This window comes from Marinobacterium stanieri, from assembly GCF_900155945.1.
GTDB classification, from domain to species: Bacteria; Pseudomonadota; Gammaproteobacteria; order Pseudomonadales; family Balneatricaceae; genus Marinobacterium; species Marinobacterium stanieri.
This window is the reverse complement of record NZ_FTMN01000003.1, coordinates 130,158-148,542: the sequence shown is the minus strand read 5'-3', so window position 1 is coordinate 148,542 and position 18,385 is coordinate 130,158. Positions and strand designations below refer to the sequence as shown.

Below are 18,385 nucleotides of genomic sequence, written 5' to 3'. Positions count from 1 at the left end.
TCCCTGTACAGCTTTGAGAAATGCTCTACCCTTTTCCTTTAAGCGCCAGCAAGCCACCCAGCATCACCAACGCCATCCCGGCAAGCGTCGCCAGACCGAGGCTTTCATCCCACAACCACCAGCCGGCCAAAGCCGCGAACGGAATGGATGCGTAGGTAAAGGGCCCTAAAACACCCGCTCCCACCAAGCCATAAGCCCTGCTCAACAAAAGCTGGGCTAGAGTCGAAGCAGCCGCCAGCGCCAACAACCAGATCCAGTCCACCCCCACTGGCATCACCCAGTTCTGCCAGGCCGGTATCGCCGCGAACAGGGAACCGAACAAGGCAAAATAGAACACGATACGCTGTGGCGACTCGGTAGTACGCATGGCGCGAATACATACCTTGGCCGTAGCCCCCAGAGCAGCGCCGGCAAGCCCAATCAGCACAGCGGCTTCAAAACCGCCTGATGCAGGCTGCAATATCACCATCACACCAAGAAAACCGATGAGTATTGCCCAGCGCACGGCCGCATTGATTCGCTCCCCCAACCAGAAGAAGGCGATTAATGGCATGAAGAATGGTGCTGTCTGTTTCAGCAGAGCCGCCTGCGACAGGGACAGATTGGCCCAGGAGTAATACAGGCACGACATTGCCGTTACGCCGACCAGCGCACGCAACAGGTGTAGATGTATTCGGCGGGTTCGCAATTCACGCTGCCCTCGCCGAATGATCCAGGGCAGCAACCACAGCAGTCCCAGACTGTTGCGCAAAAACACCAACACCTCTGTCGGCAGAGTGTCACTTAACTGGCGAATAATAATCCCGCTGGCAACCAGAGCCCATTCCGATAACAGAATCAGCAAGGCCCCCTGCAGCAGAGGGTTGGCAATCACAAGATGGTCTCCAACAGGCTCTCCCGAACGTGCGTTAAAACATGCTTAACGCAAACAAAAAGGCCACCCGCCCTGGGGTGGCCTTGAACACTGACAGACTCAAATCAGATTTCGATACGCTCGAATGCTGCCGGAAGCGTTTCAGCCGTTTTCTGGCTGGTCACAACCGCAACGCTGGCCAATTCAGGCTTCAGGTAGGTACGCGCAACCCGCTTGAGATCTTCCAGGCTTACCGCCAGGATCTGCTGACGAAATGCCTGACGCACCTCCGGTGTACGACCAAACAGAGAGCTGTGATAGGTGGATTTGGCCTCACCCGCCGGTGAGCCCGGCTTATCCATGGAGCTCACCACACCCAGAATTGCCTCCTGCAAACGCTGGGGTTCATCTTCACATCCAAGCAGCCAGTCAACGGCCTTGTTGAAGTCATCAAGGGTGCCTTCAACGCGCGGGTCACGGTATGAGAAGAAGCGGAACACGCCATCACCATTATCCTGACCAGCGCCGGCACCGTAGGCACCACCCTGCTCGCGAATGGCACGGTGCAGATAACCATTACGCAGGAAGTCGCCCAGCACGGTCAGTGCTGCAGCATCCGGGTGGCCACTGGTCACCGTCGGGAAGGCGCTGGCGCAGAAGTTCACCTGAGTGCTTGTGAGCCACAGCTGCTTGACGGTCTTTCGGGTTGAAGGCAGTGCCAGCGGCGCAAAGTCCTGTGCAGCAGGTGCCTGCCAGTACTGCTCCATTTGCTGCAGCATGGCGTCCTGATGCTCCTCTTCACCAACCAGCAGGAAGCGACGCGGCGCCTGACGAATACGCTCGTGCAGGCTGGCCAGCTTGGCCGCCAATACCTGCAGGGCTTCCGGCTCCTGTACCTGCTTATCCAGTGCCTTGATACGGCGCACACCTTCGAGGCCCCGAGTACGGTGGGAGAACTGGGCAACCGGTGCCAGCTCCGATACAGCGGCCATCATGGCAAAGGCATGGCCTGAACCGGTGATGCTCTGCTCGCGACGTGCACGTTGTTGCGCAACGATTTCGCGGATGCGGGCCTGCTCATCAAAGCGTGCCTTATCCAGGGTTTCAGCCATCAGTGCCGTGAGCTTTTCGCTGTTTACGGTGAGCGCCTTGCCGGACATGACCAGATAGGCTGATACGGATTGCTCATCGCCAACACTGCCGCGCAGACTGGTATAGGCATGCAGACCACCGGTCACCTGGCTCTGGTAAGCCTGGTTTTCACGATAATCACGCTCGGCACAACCCAACTCCGTCAGGCAGTAAGTGTACAGAGGCAACAGCGCCTGCTCGTCTTCATCAAGCTGCGGCAGATCCAGAATGACTTGCTGATAGACCAGACCATTGGTACCGGCATTAAACAGCGTGGTGTTGGCAGGCCCCTGGCTCAGCTCTGCGGCTGTGGGCAGGTTCAGTTCAGACGGTACATCTTCCAGCGTGACACAGGGCAAAATACTGTCGTCGTCAACCTGCTCCTGACGTGCTTCCAGGGCAGCTGCACGTTCAACCACGGCCTGCTTCTCGGCTTCGCTCAGTCTCTGTTTAATCTGCTCAAGCTGGGCTGTCTCAGCCGCATCACGACGATTTGACAGTTCAGCATCAGGACGCAGTGTCAGGCGCACTCGATGCGGGTTATCCAGCAACTGGCGTCGGATCAGCCCCGGAATAAAGTCCGGATCCTTGATCAGTTCACGCAACTTTTCCAACGCAGGGTCAATATCCAGCACACCGATAGGATTACCACGGTGAATCGCCGCAGGCATGGCTGCCAAAATGAGCTGCAGCCCAAAGGGATAGCCGTCACCGGTGATCTCGCGCTGAGCCAATTCCAGCTGGTGCAACTGAGCTTCAACCATATCCATGGGCACACCCTCTTCCGCAACACGCGCCAGGGTATCCATGACCAGTTGCTCAAACGCAGCGGCATGTTCAGGCTCGCTGCCTTCCAGGCCACAGAGGAAGCTCATTTCACGGTTGGAATCTTCCAGGCCGCACAGAGGTGAAGGCGCACTGCCCAAATCGGTCGATTCCAGAGCCGCACGCAGCGGCGAGCTGGAGTTATCCAACAATACACGGCTCAACAGATGCGCCTGCATCAGCTCATCCAGATCGATAGAGCGCGGCAGCAGCCAGCCCATGACATGATGCGTGCTGCTGCTCAGGTCTTCCTGAGACAGCGCATAGGCTTCTTCGACACGGACAGGCGCAAAGTAACGCTTCTCGTCGGTTACCTCGATGACCTCGTCACGGCGCTCAAAACGCGAAAGTGCATTGTCTTCAAATCGCTGATGCAGCTCTTCGACCGGGATATCACCGAAGGTCATGAAAACGGCATTACTGGGGTGGTAATGGCTGCGGTAGAACTCCAGCAGGTCTTCGTAGGTCAGATCCGGGATGCACTCGGGATCACCGCCACTGTTAAAGTGGTAAGTCGTGGTCGGGAACAGATGCTTGGTCAGGGTCTGCCACAGCGTCGACACCGGTGAGCTCATGGCGCCCTTCATTTCGTTGTAAACGACACCCTTGAAGACCAGATCCGACTCAGGATTGTCCGCCTCGGCAAATTCGACACGGTGCCCTTCCTGGGCGAAGTCGAGCGGGTCCAGACGGGAGAAGAAGGTCGCATCCAGATATACGTCCAGCAGGTTGAAATAGTCCTTGCGGTTCTGGCTGGCAAAGGGGTACGCAGTCCAGTCGCTGCTGGTGAAGGCATTCATGAAGGTGTTCAGGGAACGGCGCGTCATCATGAAAAAGGGATCACGCACCGGGAAACGTTCACTGCCGCACAGAGCAGTATGTTCGAGAATATGCGCGACACCCCGGGAGTCTTCAGGAACGGTACGGAAGGCGACCAGAAATACGTTCTCGTCATGCTCGGATGCCAGATGATAATGGCGGGCACCTGTAGCCTTGTGTTCGTACTCGGCTACTTCGACATTCAGAGCATCGACCACTTTGTTGCCAATAAAGCGAAATGCGGAATGACACTGTTCTGCTTGCATGAGTTGCCTATCTACCTTTTCGGAATCTTGGTGTTTTACCGCATTGTAACCATTACCGATCATCATTGCAGTGAAGTCATCCGCAGGCCTTTAAAATCGGGGGCTAATCTTTTTTGTGCAGCGCACAAAAAAGTGCTTGACTGGTCATTCGTTGTTCACTAGAGTGAAACCCATGTTGCATTGCACAATAACTGTTGCATGCAGATGTTCACATTGAAGAGGTGATAACCATGTACGACAAAATGAAAGAATCCATGCAGCCGATGGTCGATATGGCCGAAATCAACAAAAAGACTACCGAGAAGCTGATCGCTCTGCAGTCTTCTTACGTGTCTGATTTTGTAAACGCCAGCCTGACTCAGATGAAGACTCTGTCTGAAATCCGTGAGCCGAAGCAGGCCCTGGAAATGCAGGTTAAATACCTGAAAGACGTTGAAGCCAAGCTGACTGACGTTGCCGAGAAAGAGATGGCAGCACTGGTTGAAGCCAAAGAAGAACTGACCGGTCTGGTCGAGAAAAGCGTCGCTGACATGAGCGAGCTGAAAGACCTGAAAGAGATGCCGTTCATGGCTGAACTGCAGAAATTCATGAAGCCGATGGATATCACTGCCAAGAAGTGATCCTTCCGGGGTGGCCTGGCCACCCCCGCTTCTTCACGGGAGTGCTGCATAGCAGCATAAGCAGGGACGTTTGATCCTCACAACTATAATAGGTGGCAAGCATGTTCGACGCGTTGAAAGAGATGCAGGAAAAAATGAAACCGGTAACCGCTTTGACTGAAGCCAACCAGAAAGCGGTTGAGAAGATTTTCGCGCTGCAGTCCGAGTACTTTACCGAGTGCGTTAACGCCAGCCTGGCCCAGGTTAAGGCCCTGGCTGAAGTGAAGGACCCCAAGGAAGCTTTTCAGCTGCAGATGGATTACCTGAAAACTCAGGAATCCAAATGGAGCGAAGTTGCAGAGAAAGAACTGGCAACACTGAACGAAGTACGTGAGCAGGCATCTACCCTGTTCGAGGAAAGCCTGCTTTCCTTCGGTACCGACCTGCCCAAGTTCGAGATGCCGTCCATGGACATGGCCAGCTTTGACATGAGCAAGTTCATGCCTACTCTGGACACCGCAACTGAAGAAAAGCCGAAGAAGCCGGCTGCAAGCCGTACCACGGCGCGCAAGTCCAGCTCCGCATCATCTGCGGCTGCGACCTCCGCGTCCTGATCCTCTTCAAGCTACAACAAATGACCGCCCCTCGGGGCGGTCATTTTGTTTATGCGCCCTGCCTTTATTGCGCCAGCGTCGGCAGACTGCCTTTCAATCCCATGGCAAAGGCCATCACCTGATTCCGAGCCGGTGGCAACCGCCCAGCCAACCCCAGACCTGCATTACGCAGTAATTTCAGCGGGCCGATATCGTTGCTGAAGACACGATAGAAACTGTCCATTACCTGCATCATCAGCAGGTTGTGCTGACGCCGCTGATGCTCGTACTGCTTTAGCACATGCAGATCAGCAAGCGAGTGTCCTTCGGCATACGCCTTAAGCAACACTTCGGCCAGAGCAGCTGCATCCAGCAAACCGATATTGACTCCCTGCCCGGCCAATGGATGAATCATGTGTGCCGCATCACCAGCCAACGCCAACCCCTCGAGAACGTAGGACTGTGCATGCTGACGACGCAGCGGGAAACTGCCACGCCCCTGCAGCTCGGTGAGATGCCCCAGCTCCTCGGGGAATGTCTGATGCAGTTGCTGCATGAACACTTCATCAGGCAAGGCCTTCAGGCGCTTCACCTCATTGGGCGTGTTGTACCAGACGATGGATGCGTTGTTTCCACTCAAGGGCAGGAACGCCAGAGGGCCCGTCGGGGTGAATTGCTGCCAGGTAATATCCTGCTGCGGATAGGCTGTGGTCACACCTGCAACCAGCGCATGCTGGTCATAATCCCATTGGGTTACACCAATACCGGCAGCCTGGCGCACAAGCGAATCACCACCATCCGCAGCCACAACCAGGCGGCCTACCAGCTGCTCACCACTCTCAAGCTCTACCAGTGTGGCACCGGGCGAGTAATCAATACGGGTCGTTTTGGCTGGAGTGATCAGATCAATGTTGTCGAAATCTCGCAACCGATCCAGCAACGCCAACTGAATCACGCGGTTCTCGGCAATATGACCCAGGTGGTCATACCCGATCGCGGTGGCATCAAACTCGGTTGCTGCTCGACGGGAATCACTCTCCCACACTTTCATGCGCCGGTAAGGGCAGCTGCGCCGGTTCTGGATGCCGTCCCAGGCCCCGATATTGCGCAGAAACCGCTCTGATGCGATGCTCAACGCCGAAACACGCAGATCATGTGGCTGATCAACGCTGAATGCCGGAGGCAAACTGCGCTCCAGTACTGCAACCGACAAGCCACTGCCGCCCAGTGCACAGGCCAATGAAGACCCGACCATTCCGCCGCCTACTATTAGAACATCGTACCGCGATTTCATCGCCTTGCTCCTTCCACGCATTTGCTGCAATCGATCAGGCGCCAGTATACCCGAGGCACAGGCACACCGCTTGCCCGAGGTCAGGCCTTAAACGAAAAAGCCCCGCACAGGCGGGGCTCTCACAGCTACAGGGCAATTGAACTTAGAGTTCAGTGATACCGCCCATGTAAGGCTGTAGCGCTTCAGGTACACGTACGGTTCCGTCTGCGGTCTGGTAGTTTTCCAGCACGGCAACCAGGGTACGACCCACTGCCAGGCCTGAGCCGTTCAAGGTATGCACCAGCTCGGGCTTACCGGTTTCCGGGTTACGCCAGCGCGCCTTCATGCGACGTGCCTGGAAATCACCCATGTTGGAGCAGGAAGAGATTTCACGGAATTTGCCCTGTCCCGGCAACCATACTTCGATGTCATAGGTCTTGGCAGCGCTGAAGCCCAGGTCACCACCACAAAGCGTGACAACGCGGTACGGCAGTTCCAACTTCTTCAGGATGGCTTCAGCATGACCGGTCAGGGCTTCCAGCGCATCCCAGGATTTGCTCGGCTCAACCACCTGAACCATTTCGACCTTGTCGAACTGGTGCTGACGAATCATGCCACGCGTATCACGACCGGAAGCACCGGCTTCAGAACGGAAGCAGGGTGTGTGACAGGTGTACTGCAGCGGCAGATGAGCAGCGTCCACGATTTCGTCGCGTACGGTATTGGTCACGGGCACTTCAGCGGTGGGGATCAGGTAGTAATCACGCTCACCGAAGGGCACGCGGAACAGATCTTCCTCAAACTTGGGCAGCTGGCCGGTACCCTGCAACGAGTCCGCGTTCACCATGTAGGGAACATAGATCTCTTCATAGCCGTGTTCGCTGACATGGGTATCCAGCATCATCTGGGTCAGAGCACGGTGCAGGCGCGCCATTTTGCCCTTCATAACGGCAAAGCGGGAACCGGTCAATTTGGCCGCTGTTTCAAAGTCCAGTTCGCCGTTTTTCTCGCCCAGCGCAACATGATCCAGTGCTTCAAAGTCGAACTGGGCCGGCGTGCCCCAAGTGCGTACTTCAACGTTGTCGTCTTCATCCGCACCCTCAGGCACGGACTCATGCGGAATATTGGGTACGCCCAGCAGCAGATCATCCAGCTGTGCCTGTACTTCGTTCAGGCGCTCTTTGGCCGCATCCAGCTGGTCGCCCAGATTCTGCACCTCGGCCAACAGCGGCTGGATATCTTCGCCGGCCGCCTTGGCCTTGCCGATCCCTTTCGATCGGGTGTTACGCTCGTTCTGCAGGTTCTCGGTTTCGGTCTGGATAGTCTTGCGCTGATTATCCAGCTCGACAAATTGCTCCACCGGAAAATCGTAGCCTTTCTTCTTCAGGAGAGCGGCCACCTCGTCCGGGTTGGCGCGTACATATTTGGGATCCAGCATGAGATCAAACTTACCTTGTATTCAGAACAGTTGTCAGAACACGTGCAATACACGTGATTTCAGAACAAGCGGGTCAACCACAATCCGGCACCAAGTGCCGCAATGCACAATGAAACGCTCAATAATATATAAATCAGGGCCGACATGACATGCCCTTCCCCGATCATCGCGACGGTTTCCAGGGAAAAAGTGGAGAAGGTGGTAAATGCGCCCAAAAAGCCCACCATCAACAGAGGTCTCAATTCGGGAGAAAGTTTGGCGCGCTCCAGAATCAATACAAAGCAGACTCCCATCAGAAACGACCCCAGTACGTTGACGCTCAGCGTTCCCATTGGCAAGCGGTGCTCAGCATTATTCAGCAAGCCGCTAACCCAGTAACGACCGAGTGCGCCCACAGCGCCGCCAAGGGCTACCGCTACCAAATGCATCATCGCCGTCTCCTGTATCGCTGCTTGCTGCTTTGCGCATCCTGCTGGCGCAGGCGCTGCAGCTTTTCCCTGATCTTGATTTCAAGCCCGCGAGGCTCCGGCTCATACCAATGCTGGTCGGCAAGCGGTTCCGGCAGATAATTCTCGCCGGCGGCATAGGCATCCGGCTCGTCATGGGCATAGCGATATTCCGCGCCATAGCCCAGATCCTTCATCAGGCTGGTCGGTGCATTGCGCAGATGCTCAGGCACAGGTAACGAACCGGCCTGACGTACATCCGTCTGGCACTGGTTGAACGCACGATAGACCGCATTACTTTTGGGTGCACAGGCACAATAAATCGCCGCCTGGGCAATGGCACGCTCTCCTTCTGATGGACCTACGCGCTCAAACGCATCCCAGGCCGAGAGTGCCACCTGCATCGCGCGGGGGTCTGCGTTGCCGATATCCTCGGAAGCGATCGCCACCAGGCGCCGTGCTACATACAACGGGTCTGCGCCACCATCCAGCATGCGACAATACCAGTACAGGGCGCCATCCGGTGAGGAGCCGCGCACCGACTTGTGAAATGCCGAGATCATGTCGTAGAAGTGGTCACCGCCCTTATCGAAGCGACGGCCGCCTGCCTGCAGCACCTCGGTCAGCACCTCAGGGGTAACCTGACGGGTACCGTCTGCCTGCTCTTGCGCCAAGTCAGCAGCAATTTCCAGCAGGTTCAGAGCAGTGCGGGCATCACCATCCGCTGCCAGCGTTAACTGATCACGCATCTCTTGCGGTATCTGTAGCTGTTGCGACCCCAGGCCCTGCTCTTCGTCACTCAGTGCCTGCTCAATCACCTGCCCCAGCTCTTCCTGCGTAAGCGAACGCAGCAGATACACCCGCGCTCGGGACAGGAGTGCATTATTCAGTTCGAATGAGGGGTTCTCGGTGGTCGCGCCGATAAAGATGACCGTGCCATCTTCCACATAGGGCAGAAAGGCATCCTGCTGGGATTTATTAAAGCGGTGCACCTCGTCCACAAACAGAATGGTTTTGCGACCACTCTGTGCCTTAACCTGCCGTGCCTCATCAACGGCCTGACGAATTTCTTTTACCCCGGCCAACACGGCAGACACTGTCATGAAGTGTGCGTCCACCTGGTGCGCTACCAGCTTGGCCAGCGTGGTTTTCCCTACACCCGGCGGTCCCCAGAGAATCATCGAATGGATTGCGCCCTGTTCAAGCGCCTGACGCAGGGACTTACCTGCAGCCAGCAGATGGCTTTGGCCGATGTACCGATCCAGCCGCGTGGGACGCATACGTGCGGCCAACGGCTGGTAGCCAGAGGGCTGGCTGGCAAACAGGTCTTGCATCAGAGCCCCTGATCCAGAATAACGTCCGTTCCTTCCGGTGGTGTGAATTCAAACACTCCTTCAGGCAACTCGGCATCATATTCAAGTCCCTGCAGTGTCAGCATGCTGCGCTGCCCCAGGCTATCCTGCATGGACAATTCGCTGATCCGGTCCTGCTCAAACAGCAGACGGATACGCGTAAAGGTGCTGTTTTCGGTATCGACGGGAACCAGCTCAAACAGCGAGACACCACCGGTATCTTCATCCAGCTTGCGGATTTCAAAGGTTTCACTCAGCTGTTTGATTTGGCCGTTCAAAATCATGGCCGGGGCGCTGCCACCCTGCTCGTCGGCAGCCTTGCGCGTCACCTGCTCCAGATCAGGGTCGTGAATCCAGATGTAATCGCCATCACTGACGATTTCCTGCATGAAAGGGGTTTCCGTAACCCAGCGAAAACGGTTCGGTCTGGCTACAACAAAATGTCCGGTTGATTCTTCTGCCCGGCCACCACTCTCATTCATGGAGAACTGGGTAAAACGGGCCTGTGCCGTCTGATGGCCCGACAGGAGCGCATCCAGGTCTTCAACCGGCCCTGCCTGGGCAGTCAGGCTCATCAGCAGGGCTGTACTGGTAATCAATCGTTTCAACATCAAATCAGTCCTTGGGTGGAGGCGGGGCCAACACTTCGCGCTGACCATTGCTGCCGGCTTCTGACACCACACCGGCCGCTTCCATGGATTCAATCATGCGGGCGGCGCGGTTATAGCCGATCTTCAGTTTGCGCTGGACACTGGAGATGGACGCCTTGCGAGACTGAGTCACGAAGGCGACCGCCTCGTCATAGAGCGGGTCCTGCTCATCATCGAACAGGTCACCACCGCCGCCAGAGTCACTGCCTCCGTCGGACAGAATCTCTTCTATATAGTTCGGCGTCCCCAGCAGCTTCCACTGCTCTACCACGCGGTGAACCTCATCATCGCTGACAAAGGCGCCATGGACACGGTTGGGAATGCTGGTACCGGCCGGCACATAGAGCATATCGCCGTAGCCCAGAAGGCTCTCGGCGCCGCCCTGGTCCAGAATGGTACGGGAGTCGATCTTGGACGATACCTGGAACGCAATGCGGGTAGGAATGTTGGCCTTGATCAGACCGGTGATCACATCCACCGACGGGCGCTGGGTCGCCAGAATCAAATGGATACCGGCAGCACGGGCTTTCTGCGCAATACGGGCAATCAGCTCTTCTACCTTCTTGCCTACCATCATCATCATGTCGGCAAACTCATCGATCACAACGACGATATACGGCAGCGCTTCCAATGCAGGAGCCGGCTCCCCTTCCGGATAACCATGTTCTTCCGGCTTCCACAGCGGGTCAGGAATCGGCTCTCCACGCTCCTGGGCAGCAACGACCTTGTCATTAAAGCCGCTGATGTTACGCACACCCATTTTCGCCATCAGACGATAACGACGTTCCATCTCCGCCACACACCAGCGCAAGCCACCGGCGGCTTCTTTCATATCGGTGATAACCGGTGTCAGCAGGTGCGGAATGCCTTCGTAGATCGACAGCTCAAGCATCTTAGGGTCCACCAGAATCAGGCGCACCTCTTCCGGCGTGGCTTTAAGCAGAAGACTCAGCAGCATGGCGTTCACACCAACCGACTTACCGGAGCCGGTGGTACCCGCTACCAGCAGGTGAGGCATTTTGGCCAGGTTCGCCACCACCGGGTTACCGGCAATATCATTGCCCAGCGCCAGTGTCAGGCGTGAGGAGGCATCCAGATAGGGCTTGGCATTGAGGACTTCGCTCAACTGTACGGTCTGGCGAACCTCGTTCGGAATCTCCACACCCACCACGGACTTGCCGGGGATGACCTCCACCACACGCACGCTCATCACGGCCATGGAACGAGCCAGGTCACGCGAGAGGTTGGAGATCTTGCTTGCTTTCACACCCGGCGCCGGCTGCAATTCAAAGCGGGTAATCACCGGCCCCGGATTTACCTCAACCACCTCGGCGACAACGCCAAAGTCTTTCAATTTCGTTTCCAGCAGACGCGACATCTGCTCAAGCTCATCTTCGCTATAGCCCGGTTCCTGCTGCAGCGAGGGCGGGTCCAGCAGTTCAAGCGAAGGCAAGCGCGGCAGCTGTTTTCGCTGTGGCGCTGAAGCGGGCTCGTTTTCTTCTGCCAACGGCTGATGAGTTTCCGACAGCGGCACGATTTTGAGGCTTTTCTTCACTTCAGCGGCTACCGCTGCAGCGCTGACAGGACCGCCTTTGGACTCAACAGTGGGCGACACGGGCTGTGCCTCTGGCTGTTTTGGTTCTGACACCGTTTTCGCTTTGGCAGAGGTTTGCGGTTGAGTCGCAGGCTGGGCGCGTGACGCAGGTTGTGCCCTTGAAAAGTCCTGACCGGATGCCTCGGCCTGAACGCTTGCCACTTCGTCCTCCAGTGACATCACCGGCTCAATGCGCTCATCAGAAAGGTGCACAGGTTGGTCCGACTCAGGGTCCACCGCTTTCTTGAAGAAACTGCGGAAATCACGACCGGACTTGGCTTCATCAGCAGATTCTTCGTAATGCGCCTCGGTTTCGTACTCGGGCTCATCATAGGATTCGACGGGTGCACGTTGTAGCTGGTTGCGCAGTTTGTTCACGCCACCCAACAACCAGCCGCCCAATCGCTCCAGCGCATCGCGCCAGGAGACTTCCAGAAACAGGGTCAGCCCCAGCAGCAAGCTGGTCCAGAGCAAAACACTGCCACCGGCCACATGGAACCAGCTCACCACCCAATCGGATATGGCCTCACCAACCAGGCCTCCCACGGTAAAGGGATAATGCAGGCCTTCGTTCGACAGATGAATTGAAGCCAGGGCACAGACGCTGAACAAACCCAATACGGCGCCCAGTGTCCTCAGCATCATAAAGGGCACACTGTCGAGCAGACTGGTATCGCGGCGGCGCACAAAGCGCCAGATGGGCACGACAAGGAGCGGCGGCAGCAGGTAGGCCCCTACTCCCAACGCCGAGATGGCGCTGTCAGCCAGCCAGGCACCAGCAGCACCTGTAAAGTTTTCCACCTCCGGCTGATAAGCCAGATGTGACCAACCCGGATCCCTGGGGTCATATCCCAACAACGCCAACAACAGTAACAGGTTGGCACCCACAAGAATGATCAGTGAACCTTCCCGGGCAATATTGATCAACTGTTCAGCCAACGGGGGTGCTGTGGGGGGGCGATTCGCACTCAATACAACAATCCTTACACTCGGTGATGCTTAGACGTGAAAAATATCACAATACTGCCCCAGACACCGAATCCGCGCGGAGGATTCCAGCGTTGGACAATTTTGTTGTTGACGTTTAGAGTCAGCTCCAAACGGCTAATCTGACAGTATACCTGTCTCAACTTACGAATATCTTAATCTGGATACCCAACATTCATGAGCGAAGTAAAACACCACCGTCTGATTATTCTGGGCTCTGGACCGGCTGGCTACACAGCAGCGGTATATGCGGCACGCGCTAACCTGAACCCTGTGGTTATTACAGGCATGCAGGCTGGCGGTCAGCTGACAACAACGACTGATGTTGATAACTGGCCCGGTGACGTTGATGGTGTTCAGGGACCGGAATTGATGCAGCGCATGCAGGCGCATGCCGAGCGCTTCAACACTGAAGTCATTTTTGACCACATCCACACCACTGAACTGCAGCAGCGCCCCTTCCGCCTGAAAGGCGATATGGGTGAGTACACCTGCGATGCCCTGATTATCTCCACGGGCGCGTCTGCCCAGTACCTGGGCCTGGAATCCGAAGAAGCCTTCATGGGCAAAGGCGTGAGCGCCTGTGCTACCTGCGACGGTTTCTTCTACCGCGGCCAGAAAGTCGCTGTTGTCGGTGGTGGTAACACAGCCGTTGAAGAAGCACTGTACCTGTCCAACATTGCCGCCGAAGTGACACTGATTCACCGTCGTGACAGCCTGCGTTCTGAAAAGATTCTGCAGGACAAGATTCTGGAACGTGCCGAGAACGGCAACGTCAACATCATCTGGAACCACCAACTGGACGAAGTACTGGGCGATGATTCCGGTGTGACCGGACTGCGTCTGCGCAGCACCCAGGATGACAGCAGCCAGGAAATCGATGTTGCCGGCGTGTTTATCGCCATTGGCCACAAACCCAACACTGACCTGTTCCAGGGCCAGCTGGATATGAAAGACGGCTACCTGAAGATTCAGTCCGGCCTGGAAGGCAACGCTACCCAGACCAGCATTGAAGGTGTGTTTGCAGCAGGTGATGTTTGCGACCACATTTACCGTCAGGCTATCACTTCAGCGGGCTTCGGCTGCATGGCTGCGCTGGATGCCGAAAAGTATCTGGATAACCTCGATAGCTGATGATTCCATGGCTGGCTGATGACAGCCTCGATTTTCCCCCGCTCGAGCTGGCACTGGACGAACCCAATGGCCTGCTCGCGGCGGGCGGAGATCTCTCCCGCGAGCGCCTGCTCAAGGCATATCGCAAGGGCATTTTCCCCTGGTACAACCCGGGGGAGCCTATTCTTTGGTGGAGCCCGGACCCGCGCTGCGTCATTTGGCCCGAAGATCTGTACCTATCACGCAGCCTGCGCAAGCGACTGCGCAAGCAGGACTACACAGTTACCTTTGATCAGGCGTTCCATCGTGTCATTTCCGCCTGTGCATCTCCCCGCCCCAAGCAGGATGGCACCTGGATCAGTAATGACATTTTTTGCGCCTACCTTGACCTTCACCATCAGGGCCATGCGCACTCCGTTGAAGTCTGGATTGATGATGAACTGGTCGGCGGCCTATACGGGCTGGCAATTGGTCGTGTCTTTTTTGGCGAATCGATGTTTTCGCGACAACGTGACTGTTCCAAAATTGCCTTTGCCTGGTTGGCCCGACAGCTGCAATACTGGGGGTATGAGCTGATCGATTGCCAGGTCTACAATGACCATCTAGCCAGCCTGGGCGCATCGGAAGTGCCGCGACAGTATTTCGCCGAACTGCTGGATGAATTTACGGTGCAGCCGCTGGTTCATGACTGGGCTTTTGATCTGACACGCGAGGCATTTAACGGAGCACGGGATGAGTAGTCTACGTACGCTCAAGTTCTACGCCACACCGGTGCACGACTGCAGCTATCTGGATGACCAACAGGCACGCACGCTGTTTGTCGACCCCAGGGCCCATGTCGGCAAGGCGCTGTACAGCCAGCTTTCCGACCTGGGCTTTCGCCGCAGCGGCAGCCACATTTACCGCCCCCACTGTGAACATTGCCAGGCCTGCATTTCGGTCCGCATCCCGGTACAGGCGTTCAAACCATCCAAGACCCAGCGCCGGATTGAGAACCGCAATCAGGATTTGCTGATTCGCGCCCTGCCCTGCCAGCTCACGGCCGAGTACTACGCACTTTATGAGCGTTACATCTGCGAACGCCACCAGGATGGCGACATGTTCCCGCCATCACCAGAGCAGTTCATCAATTTCCTGATCGAAGGCATGCAGGACAGCCTGTTTTACGAATTCCGGGCACCGGATGGTCAGCTGGTGGCAATCAGCGTCTGCGACCGTCTGGATCAGGGACTTTCCGCGCTTTATACCTTCTACGACCCGGATCTGGACCGGCGCAGTCTGGGGGTTAATGCTATTCTTTGGCTGGTTCGCGAAGCGCAACGCCAGGGTTTGCCCTATCTCTACCTGGGTTACTGGGTCAAAAATTGCCGCAAGATGAACTACAAGACAGCCTATCGACCGCTGGAAATGCTGCTGGATGGTGAATGGCAGCGTATTCAACAGGGCAGCAAGCCCGATTAGATTTTGAATTCAATCGCGGTTTCAGGCAGAATATTGCGCTTTCCAACAGGCAACAAAGCCTTCAAGGTAGGTAGTTAATGGCTAAAGAAGAAGCTTTTGAGATGGAAGGTACTGTCATCGACACCCTTCCGAACACCATGTTTCGCGTCGAGCTGGAAAACGGCCACGTTGTAACAGCTCACATCTCCGGCAAAATGCGCAAAAACTACATCCGCATTCTGACCGGCGACAAGGTCAAGGTTGAACTGACACCTTACGACCTGAGCAAAGGCCGCATCGTATACCGCGCCCGCTAATTTCCAGGCGCGGCTCCTGACGGATGGCAGCCCTTAGGCTGCCACCGTTGCCACTTCCAGTTCCAGCTTCCCATCCTCGCCGACACCGATGTCGACGTCGCCACCGGATTCGGCCAGCTCTCCAAACAGGATCATTTCAGCCAGCGGCTTCTTGAGCTGATCCTGAATCAAACGCTGCATCGGGCGAGCACCCATCTTCTCGTCGTAACCGTTCTCGGCCAGCCAGAGTCGAGCCTCTTCGTTCACATGCAGCACCACATGTTTCTCGTCGAGCTGGGCCTGAAGTTCGGTCAGGAACTTGTCGACCACACCCTTGACGATATCCAGCGTCAGCGGCTTGAACTGAATCACCGCATCCAGACGGTTACGGAATTCAGGTGTGAACAGGCGCTTGAGTGCTTCCATGGCATCGGTGCTGTGATCCTGCGTCGTGAAACCGATGGATGGACGGCTCTGGGCTTCCGCGCCCGCATTAGTGGTCATCACCAGAATAACGTTACGGAAGTCTGCCTTGCGGCCGTTGTTATCGGTCAGCGTACCGTTATCCATCACCTGCAGCAGCAGGTTAAAGACTTCCGGATGCGCCTTCTCGATCTCATCCAGCAGCAATACACAGTGCGGAGACTTGGTAATCGCCTCGGTCAGTAGGCCACCCTGGTCGAAACCGACGTAACCGGGAGGTGCACCAATCAGGCGGGATACCGTATGGCGTTCCATGTACTCCGACATATCGAAGCGCACCAGCTCGATACCCAGGATGCGCGCCAGCTGCTGAGTCACCTCGGTTTTACCGACGCCGGTAGGACCGGAAAAGAGGAAGCTGCCCACCGGCTTGCTGGGCTCTTTCAACCCGGCACGGGACAGCTTGATGGCAGACGCCAGTGAATCGATCGCCTCATCCTGCCCCAACACAACCATTTTGAGGTTGCCTTCCAGCTTGCGCAGCTGTTCCTTGTCGGAGGTGGAAACGCTCTTCGGCGGAATACGGGCAATCTTGGCCACCACGGTTTCCACTTCATCCACGTCGATTATGCGCTTGCGGTGCTCTTCCGGCATCAGGCGCTGGTAGGCCCCGGCTTCATCAATGACATCAATGGCCTTGTCCGGCATATGCTTGTCGTTAATGTAACGGTCTGCCAGTTCAGCCGCTGCACGCAAGGCTTCGTCGGTGTACTCGACATCATGGTGCTCTTCAAAGCGTGACTTCAGACCACGCAGGATACGGTAGGTATCCTCGGCACTGGGCTCCAGCACGTCGATTTTCTGGAAGCGTCGAGCCAGCGCACGGTCCTTCTCGAAAATGCCACGGAATTCCTGAAAGGTTGTCGAGCCGATGCAACGGATCTCACCCGAGCTCAGCAGCGGCTTAAGCAGGTTTGATGCATCCATGGAGCCACCTGATGCAGCGCCAGCACCGATAATGGTGTGGATCTCATCAATGAACAGGATGGCGTGATCCTGCTGTTTGACTTCATTCAGCAGCGCCTTGAGACGTTTCTCGAAATCACCACGGTATTTGGTACCCGCCAGCAGCGCACCCAGGTCCAAGGCATAAACCACGCTGTTGCTGATGATCTCCGGCACCTTGTCCTCGATGATCAGCTTGGCCAGGCCTTCCGCGATGGCGGTTTTACCCACCCCGGCCTCACCCACCAGCAAGGGGTTGTTCTTGCGGCGGCGTGACAGGATCTGCACCACGCGCTCCACTTCGGAATCACGCCCTACCAGCGGATCAACGCGACCAAGCGCGGCCTGCTGGTTCAGGTTAACGGCATACTGCGCCAGTGCGCTCTTGTTGCTTTCGCCACCTTCTTCACCATCCGAAATGGCTTCGTGATCGTCCGCTTCGCTCTCGTTGATGCGAGAGATGCCGTGGGAGATGTAGTTCACCACATCGACACGTTCTATGCCCTGCTGTTGCAGTACAAAAACGGCATGGCTTTCCTGCTCACTGAAAATGGCAACCAGCACATTGGCGCCGCTTACTTCCGTTTTGCCGGACGATTGCACATGGAAAACAGCACGTTGCAGTACCCTTTGAAAGCCCAATGTTGGCTGGGTTTCAATGTTGGGTATGTTTTCGGGCAATAGCGGTGTTGTTTCGTCAATAAAGGTCGACAGCTGACTGCGCAATCGATCCATATCAGCGCCGCAGGCATTGAGCACTTCGGCCGCCTGGCGGTTATCCAGCAGAGCCAGTAACAGGTGCTCTACTGTCATGAATTCATGTCGCTTGTCTCGGGCAGACCGAAACGCAACGCTCAGGGTGTCTTCCAGTTCTCGATTCAGCATGGCATTCGCCTCCGTCAGACCGACTCTACTTCACACAGCAGCGGATGCTTGTTTTCTCGCGCATATTGATTGACCTGCGCAGCCTTGGTTTCGGCGACATCGCGGGTGAATACCCCACATACGCCCTTACCCTGAGTATGGACCGCTAACATCACTTGTGTCGCCTTTTCCTGGTCCATCCCGAAAAAAATCATCAAAACCTCGACGACAAAATCCATCGGCGTGTAGTCGTCATTCATCAGAACCACACGGTACATGGGCGGACGCTTGAGTTTTGGCTTGGCCTCAGCCGTTGTCAGCTGGCCACCATCGTCATCATGGTGCTCTTCATCACTTGCCCGTGGTGCGTTACTCATCAATTTGAACTCTTGAACCTGTTGCAGCAACATCTCCACCT

At 56.2% G+C, this 18,385-nt stretch carries 15 protein-coding genes and 2 pseudogenes; 6 read left to right on the top strand and 11 right to left on the bottom strand.

The window, feature by feature from the left end; translation table 11 throughout:
- Window positions 1-25: 25 nt before the first annotated feature.
- Complete coding sequence (locus tag BW956_RS08220) at window positions 26-874, bottom strand: DMT family transporter (RefSeq protein WP_083702987.1); 849 nt, start codon at window positions 872-874, stop codon at window positions 26-28.
- A 104-nt stretch (window positions 875-978) separates the two neighbouring features.
- Window positions 979-3,894 carry an insulinase family protein gene (locus tag BW956_RS08215; RefSeq protein WP_076462629.1) on the bottom strand — a complete coding sequence of 972 codons (2,916 nt, stop codon included), beginning with the start codon at window positions 3,892-3,894 and terminating at the stop codon, window positions 979-981.
- Window positions 3,895-4,124: 230 nt separating this feature from the next.
- Between BW956_RS08215 and BW956_RS08210 the strand changes: the two genes are divergently transcribed.
- A complete protein-coding gene (locus BW956_RS08210) occupies window positions 4,125-4,514 on the top strand; it encodes a phasin family protein (protein ID WP_076462318.1) in 390 nt (129 codons plus the stop codon).
- A 101-nt stretch (window positions 4,515-4,615) separates the two neighbouring features.
- Complete coding sequence (locus BW956_RS08205; RefSeq protein WP_010323206.1) at window positions 4,616-5,107, top strand: phasin family protein; 492 nt, start codon at window positions 4,616-4,618, stop codon at window positions 5,105-5,107.
- A gap of 64 nt (window positions 5,108-5,171) precedes the next feature.
- Here BW956_RS08205 and BW956_RS08200 read toward each other — a convergent pair whose 3' ends face one another.
- From BW956_RS08200 to BW956_RS22890, 7 genes and pseudogenes are all read right to left on the bottom strand, one after another.
- Window positions 5,172-6,380, bottom strand: a complete 1,209-nt coding sequence (locus BW956_RS08200) for a UbiH/UbiF/VisC/COQ6 family ubiquinone biosynthesis hydroxylase (protein ID WP_076462316.1) — start codon at window positions 6,378-6,380, stop codon at window positions 5,172-5,174.
- A 142-nt stretch (window positions 6,381-6,522) separates the two neighbouring features.
- Window positions 6,523-7,797 (bottom strand): serine--tRNA ligase, encoded by a 1,275-nt coding sequence (gene serS / locus BW956_RS08195; protein ID WP_076462314.1) that lies wholly within the window; start codon window positions 7,795-7,797, stop codon window positions 6,523-6,525.
- A gap of 59 nt (window positions 7,798-7,856) precedes the next feature.
- Window positions 7,857-8,228, bottom strand: a complete 372-nt coding sequence (crcB, locus tag BW956_RS08190; protein WP_083702986.1) for a fluoride efflux transporter CrcB — start codon at window positions 8,226-8,228, stop codon at window positions 7,857-7,859.
- Window positions 8,225-9,577, bottom strand: a complete 1,353-nt coding sequence (locus BW956_RS08185; RefSeq protein ID WP_076462312.1) for a replication-associated recombination protein A — start codon at window positions 9,575-9,577, stop codon at window positions 8,225-8,227. The genes crcB and BW956_RS08185 overlap by 4 nt, the downstream gene beginning before the upstream one ends.
- Window positions 9,577-10,206: an outer membrane lipoprotein periplasmic chaperone LolA gene (gene lolA, locus BW956_RS08180; protein WP_175611981.1), complete on the bottom strand. Its 630-nt coding sequence runs from the start codon at window positions 10,204-10,206 to the stop codon at window positions 9,577-9,579. Before lolA ends, BW956_RS08185 begins: the two co-directional genes overlap by 1 nt.
- 4 nt (window positions 10,207-10,210) lie before the next feature.
- A pseudogene (locus BW956_RS22895) lies at window positions 10,211-11,698 on the bottom strand (DNA translocase FtsK); the annotation flags it as partial.
- Between the two features lie 549 nt (window positions 11,699-12,247).
- Window positions 12,248-12,766 (bottom strand): annotated as a pseudogene (locus BW956_RS22890) (DNA translocase FtsK 4TM domain-containing protein); the annotation flags it as partial.
- Window positions 12,767-13,003: 237 nt separating this feature from the next.
- On the opposite strand from BW956_RS22890, the gene trxB reads away from it, so the two are divergent.
- From trxB to infA, 4 genes are all read left to right on the top strand, one after another.
- Window positions 13,004-13,960, top strand: coding sequence for a thioredoxin-disulfide reductase (gene trxB, locus BW956_RS08170; protein ID WP_010323199.1), 957 nt, complete (start codon window positions 13,004-13,006; stop codon window positions 13,958-13,960).
- The gene (aat, locus tag BW956_RS08165) at window positions 13,960-14,679 is read left to right on the top strand and encodes a leucyl/phenylalanyl-tRNA--protein transferase (protein WP_076462309.1); all 720 of its coding nucleotides are present in this window, start codon (window positions 13,960-13,962) and stop codon (window positions 14,677-14,679) included. Before trxB ends, aat begins: the two co-directional genes overlap by 1 nt.
- Window positions 14,672-15,400 carry an arginyltransferase gene (locus BW956_RS08160; RefSeq protein ID WP_010323197.1) on the top strand — a complete coding sequence of 243 codons (729 nt, stop codon included), beginning with the start codon at window positions 14,672-14,674 and terminating at the stop codon, window positions 15,398-15,400. Before aat ends, BW956_RS08160 begins: the two co-directional genes overlap by 8 nt.
- A 77-nt stretch (window positions 15,401-15,477) precedes the next feature.
- A complete protein-coding gene (gene infA / locus BW956_RS08155) occupies window positions 15,478-15,696 on the top strand; it encodes a translation initiation factor IF-1 (protein ID WP_010323196.1) in 219 nt (72 codons plus the stop codon).
- 33 nt (window positions 15,697-15,729) lie between these two features.
- Here infA and clpA read toward each other — a convergent pair whose 3' ends face one another.
- On the bottom strand, window positions 15,730-17,988 hold the full coding sequence (gene clpA, locus BW956_RS08150) for an ATP-dependent Clp protease ATP-binding subunit ClpA (protein WP_076462308.1): 2,259 nt from the start codon (window positions 17,986-17,988) through the stop codon (window positions 15,730-15,732).
- A gap of 14 nt (window positions 17,989-18,002) precedes the next feature.
- Window positions 18,003-18,344 carry an ATP-dependent Clp protease adapter ClpS gene (gene clpS, locus BW956_RS08145; protein ID WP_040886193.1) on the bottom strand — a complete coding sequence of 114 codons (342 nt, stop codon included), beginning with the start codon at window positions 18,342-18,344 and terminating at the stop codon, window positions 18,003-18,005.
- Window positions 18,345-18,385 lie beyond the last annotated feature (41 nt).

Coding starts and splice junctions, on each gene's coding strand:
- BW956_RS08210 (WP_076462318.1), top strand. CDS start 4,125: ATGTACGACAAAATGAAAGAATCCATGCAGCCGATGGTCGATATGGCC.
- crcB (WP_083702986.1), bottom strand. CDS start 8,228: ATGATGCATTTGGTAGCGGTAGCCCTTGGCGGCGCTGTGGGCGCACTC.
- clpS (WP_040886193.1), bottom strand. CDS start 18,344: ATGAGTAACGCACCACGGGCAAGTGATGAAGAGCACCATGATGACGAT.
- lolA (WP_175611981.1), bottom strand. CDS start 10,206: ATGTTGAAACGATTGATTACCAGTACAGCCCTGCTGATGAGCCTGACT.
- BW956_RS08205 (WP_010323206.1), top strand. CDS start 4,616: ATGTTCGACGCGTTGAAAGAGATGCAGGAAAAAATGAAACCGGTAACC.
- trxB (WP_010323199.1), top strand. CDS start 13,004: ATGAGCGAAGTAAAACACCACCGTCTGATTATTCTGGGCTCTGGACCG.
- serS (WP_076462314.1), bottom strand. CDS start 7,797: ATGCTGGATCCCAAATATGTACGCGCCAACCCGGACGAGGTGGCCGCT.
- aat (WP_076462309.1), top strand. CDS start 13,960: ATGATTCCATGGCTGGCTGATGACAGCCTCGATTTTCCCCCGCTCGAG.
- BW956_RS08200 (WP_076462316.1), bottom strand. CDS start 6,380: ATGAAATCGCGGTACGATGTTCTAATAGTAGGCGGCGGAATGGTCGGG.
- clpA (WP_076462308.1), bottom strand. CDS start 17,988: ATGCTGAATCGAGAACTGGAAGACACCCTGAGCGTTGCGTTTCGGTCT.
- BW956_RS08160 (WP_010323197.1), top strand. CDS start 14,672: ATGAGTAGTCTACGTACGCTCAAGTTCTACGCCACACCGGTGCACGAC.
- infA (WP_010323196.1), top strand. CDS start 15,478: ATGGCTAAAGAAGAAGCTTTTGAGATGGAAGGTACTGTCATCGACACC.
- BW956_RS08215 (WP_076462629.1), bottom strand. CDS start 3,894: ATGCAAGCAGAACAGTGTCATTCCGCATTTCGCTTTATTGGCAACAAA.
- BW956_RS08185 (WP_076462312.1), bottom strand. CDS start 9,577: ATGCAAGACCTGTTTGCCAGCCAGCCCTCTGGCTACCAGCCGTTGGCC.